Annotated in this window: 12 protein-coding genes; 2 read left to right on the top strand and 10 right to left on the bottom strand. The window is 34.5% G+C overall.

Annotation, left to right across the window (positions count from 1 at the left end):
• Positions 1-305: 305 nt before the first annotated feature.
• The 8 genes from LCI24_RS00005 to LCI24_RS00040 are packed head-to-tail and all read right to left on the bottom strand — an operon-like array spanning position 306 to position 11,776.
• Positions 306-2,075: a cytochrome c oxidase subunit I gene (locus LCI24_RS00005; RefSeq protein ID WP_274638583.1), complete on the bottom strand. Its 1,770-nt coding sequence runs from the start codon at positions 2,073-2,075 to the stop codon at positions 306-308.
• A 33-nt stretch (positions 2,076-2,108) separates the two neighbouring features.
• Complete coding sequence (locus tag LCI24_RS00010) at positions 2,109-3,116, bottom strand: cytochrome c oxidase subunit II (protein ID WP_274638584.1); 1,008 nt, start codon at positions 3,114-3,116, stop codon at positions 2,109-2,111.
• A 34-nt stretch (positions 3,117-3,150) separates the two neighbouring features.
• Complete coding sequence (locus tag LCI24_RS00015; RefSeq protein WP_274638585.1) at positions 3,151-4,779, bottom strand: quinol:cytochrome C oxidoreductase; 1,629 nt, start codon at positions 4,777-4,779, stop codon at positions 3,151-3,153.
• Positions 4,780-4,801: 22 nt separating this feature from the next.
• Positions 4,802-5,350: a c-type cytochrome gene (locus LCI24_RS00020; protein ID WP_274638586.1), complete on the bottom strand. Its 549-nt coding sequence runs from the start codon at positions 5,348-5,350 to the stop codon at positions 4,802-4,804.
• 9 nt (positions 5,351-5,359) lie between these two features.
• On the bottom strand, positions 5,360-5,887 hold the full coding sequence (locus LCI24_RS00025) for a DUF3341 domain-containing protein (RefSeq protein WP_274638587.1): 528 nt from the start codon (positions 5,885-5,887) through the stop codon (positions 5,360-5,362).
• Positions 5,877-7,277 (bottom strand): NrfD/PsrC family molybdoenzyme membrane anchor subunit, encoded by a 1,401-nt coding sequence (nrfD, locus tag LCI24_RS00030; RefSeq protein WP_028891351.1) that lies wholly within the window; start codon positions 7,275-7,277, stop codon positions 5,877-5,879. Before nrfD ends, LCI24_RS00025 begins: the two co-directional genes overlap by 11 nt.
• A 27-nt stretch (positions 7,278-7,304) precedes the next feature.
• On the bottom strand, positions 7,305-10,451 hold the full coding sequence (locus LCI24_RS00035; RefSeq protein WP_274638588.1) for a TAT-variant-translocated molybdopterin oxidoreductase: 3,147 nt from the start codon (positions 10,449-10,451) through the stop codon (positions 7,305-7,307).
• A gap of 32 nt (positions 10,452-10,483) precedes the next feature.
• Positions 10,484-11,776, bottom strand: a complete 1,293-nt coding sequence (locus LCI24_RS00040; RefSeq protein ID WP_274638589.1) for a c-type cytochrome — start codon at positions 11,774-11,776, stop codon at positions 10,484-10,486.
• 214 nt (positions 11,777-11,990) lie between these two features.
• Between LCI24_RS00040 and LCI24_RS00045 the strand changes: the two genes are divergently transcribed.
• Positions 11,991-12,353 carry an SPOR domain-containing protein gene (locus LCI24_RS00045; protein ID WP_274638590.1) on the top strand — a complete coding sequence of 121 codons (363 nt, stop codon included), beginning with the start codon at positions 11,991-11,993 and terminating at the stop codon, positions 12,351-12,353.
• Positions 12,354-12,428: 75 nt separating this feature from the next.
• On the opposite strand, the gene LCI24_RS00050 is transcribed toward LCI24_RS00045, so the two are convergent.
• Both LCI24_RS00050 and LCI24_RS00055 read right to left on the bottom strand, forming a co-directional pair.
• Positions 12,429-14,327, bottom strand: a complete 1,899-nt coding sequence (locus tag LCI24_RS00050; RefSeq protein WP_274638591.1) for an amidophosphoribosyltransferase — start codon at positions 14,325-14,327, stop codon at positions 12,429-12,431.
• A 79-nt stretch (positions 14,328-14,406) separates the two neighbouring features.
• Positions 14,407-15,333 carry a PfkB family carbohydrate kinase gene (locus tag LCI24_RS00055; RefSeq protein WP_274638592.1) on the bottom strand — a complete coding sequence of 309 codons (927 nt, stop codon included), beginning with the start codon at positions 15,331-15,333 and terminating at the stop codon, positions 14,407-14,409.
• Positions 15,334-15,525: 192 nt separating this feature from the next.
• On the opposite strand from LCI24_RS00055, the gene LCI24_RS00060 reads away from it, so the two are divergent.
• Complete coding sequence (locus tag LCI24_RS00060) at positions 15,526-15,951, top strand: SufE family protein (protein WP_274638593.1); 426 nt, start codon at positions 15,526-15,528, stop codon at positions 15,949-15,951.
• Positions 15,952-15,953 lie beyond the last annotated feature (2 nt).

Genomic DNA, 15,953 nt, shown 5'->3' on the forward strand with positions numbered 1-15,953 from the left:
ATCTTCTATATATGCTCGCTGTATTATATCTTCTACTAAATAATTCTCATTAGTACTTTACTAACTAAGTTTAGTTCAAGTTAATTATTTACTAGAAACTATATATGTCAATTCCCTTAACATGATCTTTTAAATAATAAATAACAACATAATGAACTTACTCGTTTCTTCTTCTAAAGAATCCAATAAGTCAATTTTTCTTTTTTTCTGAGCTTAAAATAATTCAACATATTTCTGACCAAAGGAATACCTTAATAAAAAAAGCCTCCTAAATTGGGAGGCTTTTTTATTTTATATTTTTTTTCTTAAGATGGTTCTTCACCATCTAATAGTGGTACGTTTTGAGGTACGAAATCTTTTCCGTGAACATACTCACCATTTTCATCTGTTTTACTGTAATCATAAGCCCATCTATGAACTTCAGGAATTGCTCCTGGCCAGTTTCCATGTATATGTTCAACTGGAGTAGTCCACTCTAATGTATTTGCATTCCATGGGTTTTGCGTAGCTTTTTGACCTCTATACATAGAGATAAAGAAGTTTGCTATAAAAATTAACTGTGCAAAACCTCCAAGAATAGCCATGATAGTCATGAATACGTTAATATCAGCTAAATCATCAAACATTGGGAAGTTTGTGTTTGTATAGTAACGACGTGGTAAACCAGCTAACCCTATAAAGTGCATTGGGAAAAATACTCCGTAAGCACTGATTATTGTTAACCAGAAGTGCCAGTATCCTAATGTCTTGTTCATCATTCTACCATACATTTTAGGGAACCAGTGGTAAACGCCAGCAAACATTCCTAATAAAGCAGATACTCCCATTACTAAGTGGAAGTGAGCCACTACGAAATATGTATCATGAACGTTAATATCTAATGCTGAATCTCCTAATACTAATCCTGTTAAACCTCCTGTTACGAATGTAGAAACTAATCCGATAGAGAACATCATTGCTGGATTTAACTGTAAATTACCTTTCCATAAGGTAGTTACGTAGTTAAATGCTTTTACAGCTGATGGAATTGCAATTAAAACTGTTGTGAATGTAAATACAGAACCTAAGAATGGGTTCATTCCTGATACAAACATGTGGTGACCCCATACAATTGTAGACAAGAATGCAATTGCCATAATAGATCCAACCATTGCGCGGTAACCAAAAATTGGTTTACGTGCATTTGTTGAAATTACTTCTGAACTAATACCTAATGCTGGTAATAAGATTATATATACCTCTGGGTGGCCTAAGAACCAGAATAAGTGTTCGAATAATACTGGTGATCCTCCTTGGTAATGTAATACTTCACCAGAAATAAAGATATCTGATAAGTAGAAAGAAGTACCAAAGCTTCTATCGAAGATTAATAATAATGCTGCCGATAATAATACTGGGAATGAAATTACACCAATAATTGCTGTAATGAAGAATGCCCACATTGTTAATGGCAATCTTGTCATCTTCAATCCTTTTGTACGTAAGTTTAAAACTGTTACGATATAGTTTAACGATCCGATTAATGACGATGCAATGAAAATTGCCATAGACACTAACCATAATGTCATACCTGTACCTGAACCTGGAATTGCTTGTGGTAACGCAGATAATGGAGGGTAAATTGTCCATCCTGCTGATGCTGGTCCCGCTTCTACGAATAATGAGATTATCATTATTACTGATGATAAGAAGAATAACCAGTAAGATACCATGTTTAAAAACCCAGAAGCCATATCACGAGCTCCAATTTGTAACGGAATTAATAGGTTAGAGAATGTACCACTTAAACCTGCCGTTAGTACAAAGAATACCATAATTGTACCGTGTATTGTTACTAACGCTAAGTACATATCTGGATTCATAATTCCATCAGTTTGGTGGTTTCCTAAGAATGCTTCAACAATTGAAAACGATGTATCTGGCCATGCAATTTGTAAACGAAATAACATAGACATGAAACCTCCTATGATACCCATAAATATACCTGTAACAAGGAACTGTTTCGAGATCATTTTATGATCTTGACTAAAAATGTATTTAGTTACAAATGTTTCTTTGTGATGATGATCTGACATAATCTATATCTTTATATACTTTTTAAAAATATCTTATTTAATTGCTTGAGCTAATGTTTTTTGTTCTGATAACCACTTGTTGTATTCTTCTTCTTCAACAACAGTAATTTTCATTTGCATATTGTAGTGAGATGCTCCACAAATTTTATTACATAAAAGTAAGTAATCAAACTCATATGGATCTTCTCCTTTAGCTCTTCTAATTTTGTTAATTCCTTCTGTTTTTGCAATTACCTCAGAGTTCTGACGCATTTCTGCTGTAGTATACTTTGGCGTAAATGCGAATTGAGTAACCATACCTGGAACACAGTTCATTTGTGCTCTAAAGTGAGGCATGTATGCAGAGTGTAATACATCTTGTGAACGGAACTTGAATAATACTTTTTTACCTTTTGGTAAATATAATTCAGTTACTTGCTTATCATCTTGTGCACTTGGATCAGACATATCAACACCCATAGTGTTAATTCCCTTAATAAAGTTTACATTTCCTAAACCTAATTGGTTGTCTTCACCTGCATAACGTGCATCCCAACGGAACTGTTGAGAGTATACTTCAATTACGATTGGGTTTTCGTCATCTCCAACATACATAATGTTGTTCCATGCCCATAAACCATATCCAATTAACAATACTATTGTTACAGCTGGAATAGTTGTCCAAATTAATTCTAATTTATGGCTATCAGCATAAAATAATGCTTTGTTGTTCTTATTTCCTCTATACTTGTAAGTAAAGAAGAAAATTAAAAACTGCATTCCGAATTGAACGATTCCTATTAACCAAAAAGTAATATTGAAAAGGTTATCATCATGCTCTCCTTCAAAAGAAGCAGCTTCTGGTAACATGATTACGTTCATGGCAATTAAGCAGTAAATCATCATTGCATAAAGGAATGCTAAGAAACCTAAAGCGTATTTACCTTGTTTTTCGTTGTCTTTATCTGTAGCAATTACAGAACGGAAATTCATTATACGAGTAATTTGCCAAAAACTTACTCCAATTGCAACTGCTATGAAAATATAAAATAAAGCGAGCATATTATCTAAACTATTTGTTTATTAATTCTTTTTATTAATGATGATTACTATCTTCTCCTGTGTGTTCGATATTATAGTAATGATATGTTTCACTCTCGTGTAAATATGGGTTACCTTTTGGTACTGGATTTGCTTTTGCAAATGCACTAAAAGTAGCGAAGATAAATAATCCTGTAAAGAATAATAATCCACTAATTTCACCAATTCCGAATCCCCATTGACCACCAACGGTTCCTGGCATAATCATAACAAATAAATCGATATAATGACCTGCTAAGATTACAACACCACCTAAGATTACAAACCAAGGTCTGCTCTTAAAATCACTGTTGATTAATAATAATACTGGGAAAATAAAATTCATTACAACCATTGCTAAGAATGGTACTTTATATTCGTTAAAACGTAATAAGAAATAAGTAGTTTCTTCTGGCATATCTGCATACCATATTAACATGAACTGTGCGAACCATAAGTATGTCCAGAATACAGAAAAACCAAACATAAATTTAGCTAAATCATGAATATGACTATCATTTACTAATGGTAATACTCCCTTAGAACGTAAGTAAATTGTAACCATTGCTATTACTGTTAATGCAGATACTAAGAAGGTAGCTAATACGTACCATCCAAATAATGTTGAGAACCAGTGTGGGTCTATTGCCATAATCCAGTCCCAAGAAGCCATACTTTCAGTAAGCATAAAGAATACTAAAAAGATAACTGTTGCATTATAGTTTTTCTTGTGTTGTTTTAAGTCTCCATTATCTTGTGCTAAAGACCACTTTCTAATAAGGAAACGATAAACATTCCAACCTGTTAAATATATAATACTTCTAATTAACCATCCTGGAGTATTTAACCACCATTTCTTACCATCTACAATAGCATCGTAGTTTGGACTTGTTGGATCAGTTACTCCTTCTCCCATCCAAGTAAATAAGTGGTTCATGTGCATTGCCGTTACTATTAAGAATACTAACATTACTAAACTCACATAGTGTAAGTTTGAAGAAATAGCTTCCATTACTCTATGTAATACTACCGACCATCCTGCTTGTGCAACTATTTGTGATCCATAAAAAGCTAATACTAATAATGTGATACCTAATGAGAATAATAAAGCAACGTACAATGCAGACCAAGGTCTATTTTGCATTTGGTGTAAAGCGTGTTCTGCATGAGCATCTCCATGATCTTCACCATGAGCAGCTACTTCAGCGTGAGCTTCAGTTGTTGTTTCATGCGCTTCATCTGTTGCAGTTTCTGTATGAGCATCATCCGCTACGTGTACAGCAGAACTATCTTGCGCTTGTGTGTTTTCTGTAGCTTCTCCTGAGTCTTCTTGCTCAGCATTATGTGCTACTTCTTCAGTATGTGTAGCAGTACTATCTGCAACATGCGTTTCAGTTGTTGTATCTTCTTCGTGATTTTCAACTTCAACATGCTTTTCAACTTTAGCTTCATCTGCATGCTCCTCCTCATTATGAGTAGTAGCTGCTTCATGACCACCTCCATGGTGTGCATCTTGTTTTGCTAAAATTTCTTTTGCTTCTTCTAATGTTTTAGGTGCTGAAAAGAAACTATAACCTGTTCCTAAAAGTCCTACAGCCATTAAAACAATAGCAAGCATTTTTAATTTTCCTGAAAACTGGTACATATCTTAACTATCTATTATAGACTTATTTTAATTCGCTTCTTAATTTTTCTACGTATTGTACAACTTGCCAACGCTCATTGTATCTTAACTGTGATGCATGAGATCCCATTAAGTTTTTACCATACATAATTACATGATAAATATTACCAGGGTTTAATTCTCTATCTGCATAATTTGGAATACCGTTAAATTTATCTCTTTGAGATAATACTCCATTACCATCACCTTTTGTTCCGTGACAAGAAGCACAGTATATACCGTATAACTCTTTACCTTTTTCTAAGTTAGCCTCAGTTGTTGGTAATGGGTTTTTTAATTCAGCTTTTGCTTTTTCATATCCTTCATTTGTATCAGGAATATCATAAGCTACAACTCCGTTTCTACTTACAGTACCTGCCACAGGTAATTTATTTACCATCTCCTTATTTAATCCTTCTGCTCCATTGGCATCATAAGGTACAGATACATACATATCTGGCATATATTGTACTTGTGGTTTACGTTTATCGTTACAAGAACTTAAGCTTGTTGCTACTACAGCTAAAGCGATAATTATTTTTAAACTCTTCATATCTCTTTATTAGTGCGTTTCTACTACGTTGATTTCTACAGCTCCTGTTGTTTCTAACAATGACACTAACTCTTCTTCACTTCCTTCAACAGGAATCTCCATTAAAAAGTGATCATCTGTAGTTCTTGGATCAGGATTTTCAGCTTCTTTAAATGGCCAAATTTTACTTCTCATGTAAAAAGTAATTACCATTAAGTGTGCTGCAAAAAACACTGTTAATTCGAATAAAATTGGAACGAAAGCTGGCATGTTTGTTGCCCAAGAAAAGTTTGGCTTTCCTCCAATATCTTGAGGCCAATCAGCAATCATAGTATACCATGTTAACCAAACTGCTACTGATAAACCTGTAATACCATATAAAAAAGCAGTAATTGCTAAACGTGTTGGCGCTAAGCCCATTGCTTTGTCTAATCCGTGAACTGGGAATGGACAAAATACTTCTTCAATGTGATGATTCTCTGCTTTTACCTTCTTAACGGCATCCATTAAGATATCATCATCATTATATAATGCGTGAATTACTTTATTAGTGCTCATTGTTCTCTTCTCTTGATTTTTTAAAATTCTCACCTGATGATTTCAAAATAGTCTTAATCTCTGCTGTAGGGATTACTGGGAAAGTTCTTGCATATAATAAGAATAATACAAAGAAGAATCCAATAGTTCCTATGAAGATACCTACGTCTACAAACGTTGGCTCAAAACGCCACCAAGTAGATGGTAATTGTCCTTTACTTAATACAATTGCGATAATATCAAAACGCTCAAACCACATACCGATATTAATTACAATCGAGATAATGAAAGACCAGATAAAACTTCTTCTGATTTTTTTAATCCATAATAACTGTGGTGTGAAAATGTTACAAATTAATAACGACCAGAATGCCCATCCATAAGCCCCTGCTTCTGCACCAAACGATAAGTATGTGTAGTTTTCATAAGGAGATCCTGTATACCATGCAATGAAGAATTCTGTTGCATAAGCTACTGCTACGATACCTCCTGTTAAAATGATTACGATGTTCATATACTCAACGTGCAAACGTGTAATATATGCTTCCATATTTGTAACCTTACGCATAATACCTAATAAGGTTTGTACCATTGCAAATCCTGAGAAAATTGCCCCTGCTACGAAATAAGGAGGGAAAATTGTTGAGTGCCATCCTGGGTTGATAGAAGTTGCGAAGTCCATCGATACAATTGTGTGTACAGAAAGTACTAATGGTGTTGCTAAACCTGCTAACACTAATGACACTTCTTCAAAACGTTGCCAGTCTTTTGCTCTACCTGACCATCCGAAAGATAATAATGCATAAATTTTCTTTTGGAAAGGTTTTACAGCTCTATCACGAATCGTTGCAAAATCAGGTAATAAACCAGTCCACCAGAAAACTAATGATACCGATAAATAGGTAGAAATTGCGAATACATCCCATAATAATGGTGAGTTAAAGTTAACCCATAATGATCCGAATTGGTTAGGAATTGGTAATACCCAGTATCCGTTCCATGGACGTCCCATGTGGATGATTGGGAACAATCCTGCTTGGAATACCGCAAAAATTGTCATCGCTTCTGCAGAACGGTTAATTGCCATTCTCCATTTTTGACGGAATAATAATAATACGGCAGAGATAAGTGTACCGGCGTGACCAATACCTACCCACCATACGAAGTTGGTAATATCCCATGCCCAACCGATGTTTTTACTTAATCCCCAAACACCAATACCTGTTCCTACGGTGTAGAAGATACATCCAAATCCCCATAACATTGCTGCTAAGGAGATATAGAATGCTATATACCAATTTTTGTTTGCTTTCCCTTCAATAGGTCTAGCAATATCTTCAGTAATATCATGGTAACTCTTGTCACCAAGTATTAAAGGTTCTCTATAAGATGATTCGTAATGAGACGACATAAATCTATATACTTATTAATTTTACTATTAAGCTTCGTTTGTATTTCTTACTTTCACTTGATACACTACGTTTGGTTTTGTACCAATATAATCTAACACGTGGAAAGCTCTTTTATCTTCTTTTAACGCTGTAACTGTATCTTCTGAGTTGTTTATATCTCCAAATACCATAGCTCCAGTTGAACAAGCAGATGAACATGCTGTTTCAAACTCATCTTTGTTAACAGCTCTACCTTCTTTCTTAGCTTTTAAGATAGTAGCTTGCGTCATTTGGATACACATAGAACATTTTTCCATAACTCCACGAGAACGAACTACTACATCTGGGTTTAAGACCATTTTTCCGTACTCATTGTTCATGTTGAAGTCAAACTCATTGTTTTCAGCATAGTTAAACCAGTTGAAACGACGAACTCTATATGGACAGTTGTTTGCACAGTAACGAGTACCTACACAACGGTTATATGCCATTTGGTTTTGACCTTGACGACCGTGTGATGTTGCTGCTACCGGACATACTGTTTCACATGGTGCGTGATTACAGTGCTGACACATCATAGGTTGGAAAGCAACCTGTGGGTTTTCTGCTGGATTTTCTAAAGCATCAAATAAATCTCCTTTGCTTAACTCTAATACTTTTTCAGTATAACGTCTTTCAACTTCTTGGTTTGCTATGTTTGGATTTTGAGCTTTAAACTCTTCCAACGTCATTTTAGCATCGTGTTGCTTATCTTCTACAGTAGAAGAGTAGTAACGATCAATACGTAACCAAGCCATATCCCTACCAACTCTCATTTCATCTTTACCAACAACTGGAACATTGTTTTCTGCGTGACATGCAATAACACATGCTCCACAACCTGTACAAGATGTTAAATCGATAGATAAGTTAAAGTGGTGTCCTAAACTTCTATCATGCTCATCCCATAAGTCGATTTTACTTCCTTCAACTTCTTGATGATCATAAGAAACCATAAATGGTTTATTCCAAGTATGCTTAGGATCTAATTTTTTATCGTTTACTTCTTTTAATGAAGCTTCTCTTAAGATATCGTGACGACCAGCTAAAGTACTTTGTACTTGCATACAAGCAAACTTGTGCCATCCTGAAGCTTTTTCTATAGAAACATTGTATTGTACATTGTTTCCGTTTTGGTAGAAAGGATATGCATTAATACCTACTTGCATTTCTGACTTTAATCCTTGAGTTCTACCGTAACCTAACGCTAAACCAACTGATCCTTTTGCTTGACCTGGTTGGATAATAACTGGAATTTTGTTTATTGTAACTCCATTAACTGTTACGTTAGCATAGTTACCATCAATAGCGCCGTTATCTTTTACTGGGTTTTCAAAACCTAATTCTTTGGCATCTGCCATAGAAACGGTTAAGTAGTTATCCCAAGAAGCACGTGTAATTGGATCTGGTAATTCTTGTAACCATGGGTTATTTGCTTGTTTACCGTCTCCTAAAGCTGTTGATGAATATAAGTTTAATTCGAATCCTGAAGCATTATTAGCTTTTCTTACTAATTGTACTGCTGCTGCATTTACATCTGCTGTAGATTCAAAAGCTATTTCTTCTTCTACAGTAACATTTTCAGCTTTGAAGAATCCATCATGTAATGCTTGATTCCATGAAGCTCCTCCTAATACATTAGTACTCCAAAATTCTTTTAAAGTGTCATAATAGTTTACTGTACTTCCTGACCACTTTAATAATACATCTTGAACCTGACGTGTATTAAACAATGGTTGAATAGTTGGTTGCATTAAACCATAAACACCTTGTTTAGCCATAACATCTCCCCAACTTTCTAAGTTGTGAGGTGATGGCAATGTATATTGTGTAGCATTAGCTGTAGCGTCATCTTGCGTAGATAAGGCAACAGATAATTTTAAGTTCTTAATTCCTTCTGCTAAATCAGCTGCATTTGACAATGAGTATAAAGGATTTACATTGTAAGTAATTAATCCTTTTACTTTACCTCCTTTAATGTCTGCTACTAATTGAGCAACTTGAGTATCGTTACCTTGGCGTTTTAAGTTCACTGCCTTAGTATCGATTACTTCACTATTTAATGCTTTGTTAATTGCTAAAGCAATTAATTGAGCATTTTTATCATTTAAACCTGTAACAACAACTCCTTTTGAACCTGCTTTTTTAAGGTCTTTAGCTAATTGCTTTACCTCTGTATCAAAAGCTGTTGCTTTTGAAGGAAGACTACCTCCTGTTACTTGGTTGTATAAGTTTATTAAAGCAAAAACCTGTTCAGATGGTTTAGCAACTATTCTTTTATCAGCATTTGCTCCTGCTAAAGACATGTTACTTTCTATTTGAACATGGTAAGACATTTTACCAGTTTCAACTCTACGACCATCAGCATAAGATTTTTCATATCCACCTTGCCAATCTCCCAAGAAATCTGCTCCAATAGATGCGATTACTTCTGCCTTGCTAAAATCGTAATCTGGTAATGCTCTTTTACCATACATAGCTTCAAAAGCATCCGCAGCTGCACTATCAGAAATTGCATCATACACCACATGCTTCACATTTGGATAAGCAGTAATAAAGTCAGCGATTACTTTTTCAGTAGAAGGACTCGCTAAAGTACCTGTTAAAAACACAACTGGTTCGTTAGCGTCTTTTAACTCGTTTAACTTAGCAATAATTTCTTTATCTGCATCTGCCCAAGAAATTTGAGTTTCACCCTTTCTAGGTTCTTTTAAACGTAATTTCTCATCGTATAATGATAAAACTGATGCTTGAGTACGTGCGCTAGTTACACCTCCTGCCTCTTTATTTGGCATGATTTGAATTGGACGCCCTTCGCGTGTTTTTACTAATACGTTTGCGAAATCAAAACCATCTGCAATTGTAGTTGCGTACCAATCAGCAACACCTACTACGATATCATTTGGTTGCACTACATAAGGAATTGATTTTCTTACTGGACCTTCACAAGCTGCTAAAGAAGCTGCTGCTGTGGTAAATCCAACATATTTCAAGAAATCTCTACGTGAAGTTGATGATGTCTCTAAGGTTTCTTTGTCGCCTAAAAATTCATCTGTAGGAATATCTTGTACAAACTCATTATTACGTAGCGTTTCAACAACAGAACTACCTTTTAGTTCTTCAACACTTTGCCAGTATTTTTTGTTTGAAGCCATTTATATATGTGTTTTTCTACTTTCTAAATTGATTAATAGTGGCACTTACCACACTCTTTTCCTCCTAATTGCGCAATAGTTACTTGCTCAACACCGTACTTTTTGGCTAAATCTTCATGAATTTTAGCATAGTACTCATTACCTTTTAAGTCAACCTTAGTCGCCTTATGACAATCTATACACCAACCCATCGTTAATGGAGAATGTTGATACACCTCTTCCATTTCTTCTACAGGTCCGTGACATTTTTGACAAGCTATACCTCCAACTGTTACGTGTTGTGAGTGGTTAAAATATGCAAAATCTGGTAAGTTATGAACTCTAACCCATTTAACTGGTTTAGTATTTCCTGTATACTCTAATTTATCTGCATCCCAACCTGCTGCTTCATAAATCTTAGCGATTTCCTTATCTAAATCTGCTTTTACCAATGTATGGTCATCCATTACTACTTTAGTATCATCAGCAACCTCTGAAATATTTTTATGACAGTTCATACAAACATTTACTGAAGGAATTCCAGATGTTTTACTGTGCTTAGCAGACGAGTGACAGTATTGACAATCGATCTTGTTATCTCCTGCATGAATCTTGTGCGAAAAAGCAATTGGTTGAATTGGCTGATATCCTTCATCAACACCTACTTTAAACAACGTACCAAACAAGAAGTAAGCAGCTACTAAAGCTCCGAAAACCACGGTTAATACTTTTAAGAATGTATTCTGTTTAATTCCTTGCCATAATTCAGCTGCTTGCCCCATTAAACCTGGAGTTTTTGGAGCTCCTTTTAATTCACTAATAGTTTTTAGCAAACTACCAATAATTAAAAACGCTACAACAATTGCCGCAGCTAATATATAAATCAACCACTTAGGCGCCTGATCTCCCTGAGGCTGACCAGCAACTTCAGCTCCTGCAACAGCAGCCTTTTTAACCTCACCTACAGTTGTATAATAAAGAATATCATCGATGTTTTGATCTGTTAACTGCGGAAAAGCAGTCATGTTAGAACCGTTATACTCTTCAAAAATAGCAATCGCATCTTTGTCTCCAGATGCCCTAAGCTCAGCATTGTTCTTAATCCATGCCTTTAACCATTCGTTAGTTCTTTTTTCTTCTACTCCAGCTAACGCAGGACCTACAAGTTTTTTATCTAACTTGTGACAAGAAGCACAAAGAGATTTAAATAATTTCTTTCCTTCTTTTTGACGCGCTTCGTCAATATCTTGTGAAAACGCGGAAGAACTTACTAAGAAAACTAAAAAGAAAGCTAAACTCCTTACTAGAGTTTTGGTTAATCTACTGTGATGATTCACACTTTTCATACTATAAAATATAAGTTTTGTATCTATTTTGGTACAATTTTTTCTGTTACACTATTAAAAAATAGTACACAGAAAGTTGCACAAAAGTACTACTTCTGTCTAAATTGTGAAATGTTAAGAGAATCCTAATCTATAATTTATAATAATTCTAAATAAACAACGTTAACAATGTATTAACTGACAAGTCATTACTTTTGTAAAAAGATTCAACAAAATGAAAAAATACAGCATATTAATCACCTTCTTATTTATTATTGGAGGTAGTGTTTTTAACGTAAAAGCTCAAGATAAACTTACTGAAAACAAAGACATTATTTCGTTAATAGAAAAAAAACGAGCTTACAATAAACATAACGGAAGTGGGTATAGAATACAATTATATAACGGACTTGAAAGACGTGCAAGAAGCTTACGTAATAGATTTAAAATTGAATATCCTGATGTTTACACTAAACTAACTTACAAAGCTCCAGAATGGAAAATACAAGTAGGAAATTACAAAACACGTTTACATGCGGATAGAGCTTTAAATGAGATTCGTGAAAAGTTTTCTGGTGCAATTGTGGTTCCTATGTAATTAAACATATTTTACAGCATAAAAAAAGAGTAATCGTTTGTTCGATTACTCTTTTTTATTTATTAAATCTACTTATTAATAAGCTCTTTTATCACTTCCTTCATAAAAATTGATGAATGCTTGGTTTACTACTCTATGACCTCCATCTGTAGGATAATCTCCAGTAAAATACCAATCTCCTAAATTATCTGGACACGCTTTATGTAATCCACTTACTGGCTGGAATATAACCTCTACATCTGCCTTAATTTCAGCTGTTTTTAGCATCTGTGCAATCTTTGCTGAAACTTCTTCATCGGTAAACGGCGCATAAATTTCTTTTACATAGTTTACTACATCTTTATCCTCACTACCTTCTTGCTGTTTACACTTTTGGTATACTTCATCAACAATATTATATTGATTTGTCTCTTTCAACAATTCTAAAGCAGCTTTAAACGCAATGAAATCGTTAATCTTAGCCATATCAATACCATAACAATCAGGGTAACGGATTTGAGGCGCAGAAGAAACTACTACTATTTTCTTAGGGTTTAGTCTATCTAAAATCTTAATAATACTTTTCTTCAAGGTAGTACCCCTTACAATACTATCATCTATGATAACTAAGTTATCTGTTGGCTTCACAACACCATAAGTAACGTCATAAACGTGAGCAACTAAATCATCGCGACTACTATCATCAGTAATAAAGGTACGTAATTTTGCATCTTTAATTGCTATTTTTTCAAAACGTGGTCTTTTAGAAAGAATTTCAATTACTCTTTCTTTTGAAAGCTTTCCTTCACCAGCTAAAATTGCATCTGTCTTCTGTTGATTCAATACATCTTCTGCTGCTTCCATCATTCCGAAAAACGATGTTTCTGCCGTATTTGGTATGTAAGAAAAAACTGAATTTTCTATATCACTATCAATAGACTTTAAAACTTCTGGGAACACATATTTTCCTAAGTTTTTACGTTCTTCATAAATTGAAGCATCACTTCCTCTTGAAAAGTAAATACGCTCAAAAGAACATGCTTTTTTAGGTCTTTCTTCCAAAACCGGAGCCATTGTTGTTTGACCATTCTTCTTGATGATTAATGCATGACCTCTATCAATTTCTTTAATAGTATCAATTGGAACATTGAATACTGTTTGAATCACTGGTCGTTCTGAAGCAACCACTACTACTTCATCATCTTCATAAAAGAATGCTGGACGAATTGCTGAAGGGTCACGCAATACAAAAGCATCTCCATGACCTAACAATCCTGCCATTGCGTAACCACCATCCCAGTTTTTAGCTGAACGCTGTAAAATTCGTTGAATATCTAAGTTTTCTTCTATATAAGGTGAAGCATCTTTTTTATTAAACCCTTCCTCTTTAGCCTTTAAGTACAAATCAGAAACTTCTGACTCTAAAAAATGACCTATCTTCTCCATCACAGTTACTGTATCAGTAAACTCTTTTGGATGCTGCCCTAAATCAATTAAATCATTTAATAATTGTTTAGAGTTCGTCATATTAAAGTTTCCTGCAACAATTAAACTTTGGTGCCTCCAATTACTTTGGCGTAAAAAAGGATGAACACTCTCTATAGAGTTTTTACCGAATGTACCGTAACGAACATGCCCTAAAAACAGGTTTCCTATATAAGGTACGTTTTCTTCTTGCCATTTTACATCATCAACCTTATCTGGGTTCTCTTCAAAAACTCCATTGATTCTATGGTTGATTTTTCCGAAAATATCTTGGATTGGTTGTGATTGGTTGGAACGTATTCTACTTATGTATCTTGTTCCAGGCTCTACATTAAATTTTATACTTGCTAATCCAGCACCGTCTTGTCCTCTATTGTGCTGTTTTTCCATTAACAGGTACATTTTATTTACACCATAAAACGCGGTACCATATTTATCTTTATAGTACTGTAATGGTTTTTTTAAACGAACCATTGCAATTCCGCATTCGTGTTTAATAGCGTCACTCATTTAATTTCAAGTATTTAGTTGTGTTGTAGTTTTGTGTGTTGTATAAAAAAATCCGCAGCAAAAAGCGCGGATTTATAGTTTATGATAGTGCTATATCAAATTGTGTTAATTCTTTAAACGCTTTTAAGCGCGCTTGTACCTCTTCGCTAGTTAACGCCTCCATACGTTGTGTTCCGAATTTTTCAACACAGAACGATGCTAAATTAGATCCGTAAATAATTGCACTCTTCATATTTTCGAATGAAATATCTTCTGTTTTAGCTAGATATCCGCAGAAACCTCCTGCAAATGTATCTCCAGCTCCTGTTGGATCAAACACTTCTGCTAGCGGTAATGCTGGTGCAAAGAACATGTTTCCTTCATTAAACAATAAAGCTCCGTGTTCTCCTTTTTTAATTACAACGTATTTTGGTCCCATTTCGTGAATCTTCTTTGCTGCATTTACCAAAGAGTACTCCCCGCTTAACTGGCGTGCTTCCTCATCGTTAATTGTAATAACATCTACACGTTTTAAAACCTCATGTAAATCGTTTAATGCTATATCCATCCAAAAGTTCATAGTGTCTAATACTACTAACTTTGGTCTTTCATTCATTTGATCTAAAACAGATACTTGTGTTAATGGGTGCAAATTACCTAACATTACAATTGGTGCATCTTTAAAAGATTCTGGAACTACAGGTTGAAAATGCTCTAATACATTCAGTTCAGTTACTAAAGTATCGCGAGAGTTCATATCGTTATGATACTTTCCACTCCAAAAGAAAGTTTTTCCTTCTTTTACTATTTCCACTCCATCAGTATTAATTCCTTTATCGTTCATCATATCTATGTATGACTGTGGAAAATCTCCTCCAACTACAGAAACTACTCCTGTTTGCACTCCAAACTGTGAAGCTGCTAATCCTACAAAAGTTCCTGACCCTCCTAAGATCTTATCAGTTTTTCCAAATGGTGTTTCTATAGCGTCAAATGCTACTGTTCCTACTGCTAATAATTTACTCATAACTCTACTTAATATTCCTTTACCTAAGGAAATCTATTTGTTTCTTTAAGTCTCTATAAATTACTAAGACTTAAAATTTTACTAATTCTACTCATTAAGGCTTAAACTCTCATGTCAACTGCCTTTTTTGTCGTAATTTTGCGTCTTTAATTAAAAACGGTCTTTTTGACTTTGCAAAAATAGTTTTAAAAAATGACTATCAAAGAAATACAAGAAGAAATTATTGACGAGTTTTCTATGTTTGAAGACTGGATGGAGCGTTATGAGTACATTATAGAGCTAGGTAAATCGCTACCATTAATAGACGAAGCATACAAATTAGATGAAAACCTAATTAAAGGATGTCAATCGAAAGTATGGTTACACTCTGAGTTAAAAGGTGACACTATTGAGTTTACTGCCGATAGTGATGCTATTTTAACAAAAGGAATTGTGGCTTTATTATTGAGGGTATTTTCTGACCAAACACCTAAGGCCATTTTAGACGCCGATACTGAATTTATAGACGAAATTGGCTTAAAGGAACATTTGAGCCCTACACGTGCTAACGGATTAGTATCAATGGTAAAACAAATTAAAATGTACGCAATTGCGCAACAAAGCAAGTTAGCGAATTAAAA

The sequence above is a fragment of the Tenacibaculum larymnensis genome (assembly GCF_028829235.1).
GTDB lineage: Bacteria > Bacteroidota > Bacteroidia > Flavobacteriales > Flavobacteriaceae > Polaribacter > Polaribacter larymnensis.

Excerpts from the sequence above, each read along its gene's own strand:
- LCI24_RS00005 (WP_274638583.1), bottom strand. The coding sequence starts at position 2,075 with ATGTCAGATCATCATCACAAAGAAACATTTGTAACTAAATACATTTTT.
- LCI24_RS00010 (WP_274638584.1), bottom strand. The coding sequence starts at position 3,116 with ATGCTCGCTTTATTTTATATTTTCATAGCAGTTGCAATTGGAGTAAGT.
- LCI24_RS00015 (WP_274638585.1), bottom strand. The coding sequence starts at position 4,779 with ATGTACCAGTTTTCAGGAAAATTAAAAATGCTTGCTATTGTTTTAATG.
- LCI24_RS00020 (WP_274638586.1), bottom strand. The coding sequence starts at position 5,350 with ATGAAGAGTTTAAAAATAATTATCGCTTTAGCTGTAGTAGCAACAAGC.
- LCI24_RS00025 (WP_274638587.1), bottom strand. The coding sequence starts at position 5,887 with ATGAGCACTAATAAAGTAATTCACGCATTATATAATGATGATGATATC.
- nrfD (WP_028891351.1), bottom strand. The coding sequence starts at position 7,277 with ATGTCGTCTCATTACGAATCATCTTATAGAGAACCTTTAATACTTGGT.
- LCI24_RS00035 (WP_274638588.1), bottom strand. The coding sequence starts at position 10,451 with ATGGCTTCAAACAAAAAATACTGGCAAAGTGTTGAAGAACTAAAAGGT.
- LCI24_RS00040 (WP_274638589.1), bottom strand. The coding sequence starts at position 11,776 with ATGAAAAGTGTGAATCATCACAGTAGATTAACCAAAACTCTAGTAAGG.
- LCI24_RS00045 (WP_274638590.1), top strand. The coding sequence starts at position 11,991 with ATGAAAAAATACAGCATATTAATCACCTTCTTATTTATTATTGGAGGT.
- LCI24_RS00050 (WP_274638591.1), bottom strand. The coding sequence starts at position 14,327 with ATGAGTGACGCTATTAAACACGAATGCGGAATTGCAATGGTTCGTTTA.
- LCI24_RS00055 (WP_274638592.1), bottom strand. The coding sequence starts at position 15,333 with ATGAGTAAATTATTAGCAGTAGGAACAGTAGCATTTGACGCTATAGAA.
- LCI24_RS00060 (WP_274638593.1), top strand. The coding sequence starts at position 15,526 with ATGACTATCAAAGAAATACAAGAAGAAATTATTGACGAGTTTTCTATG.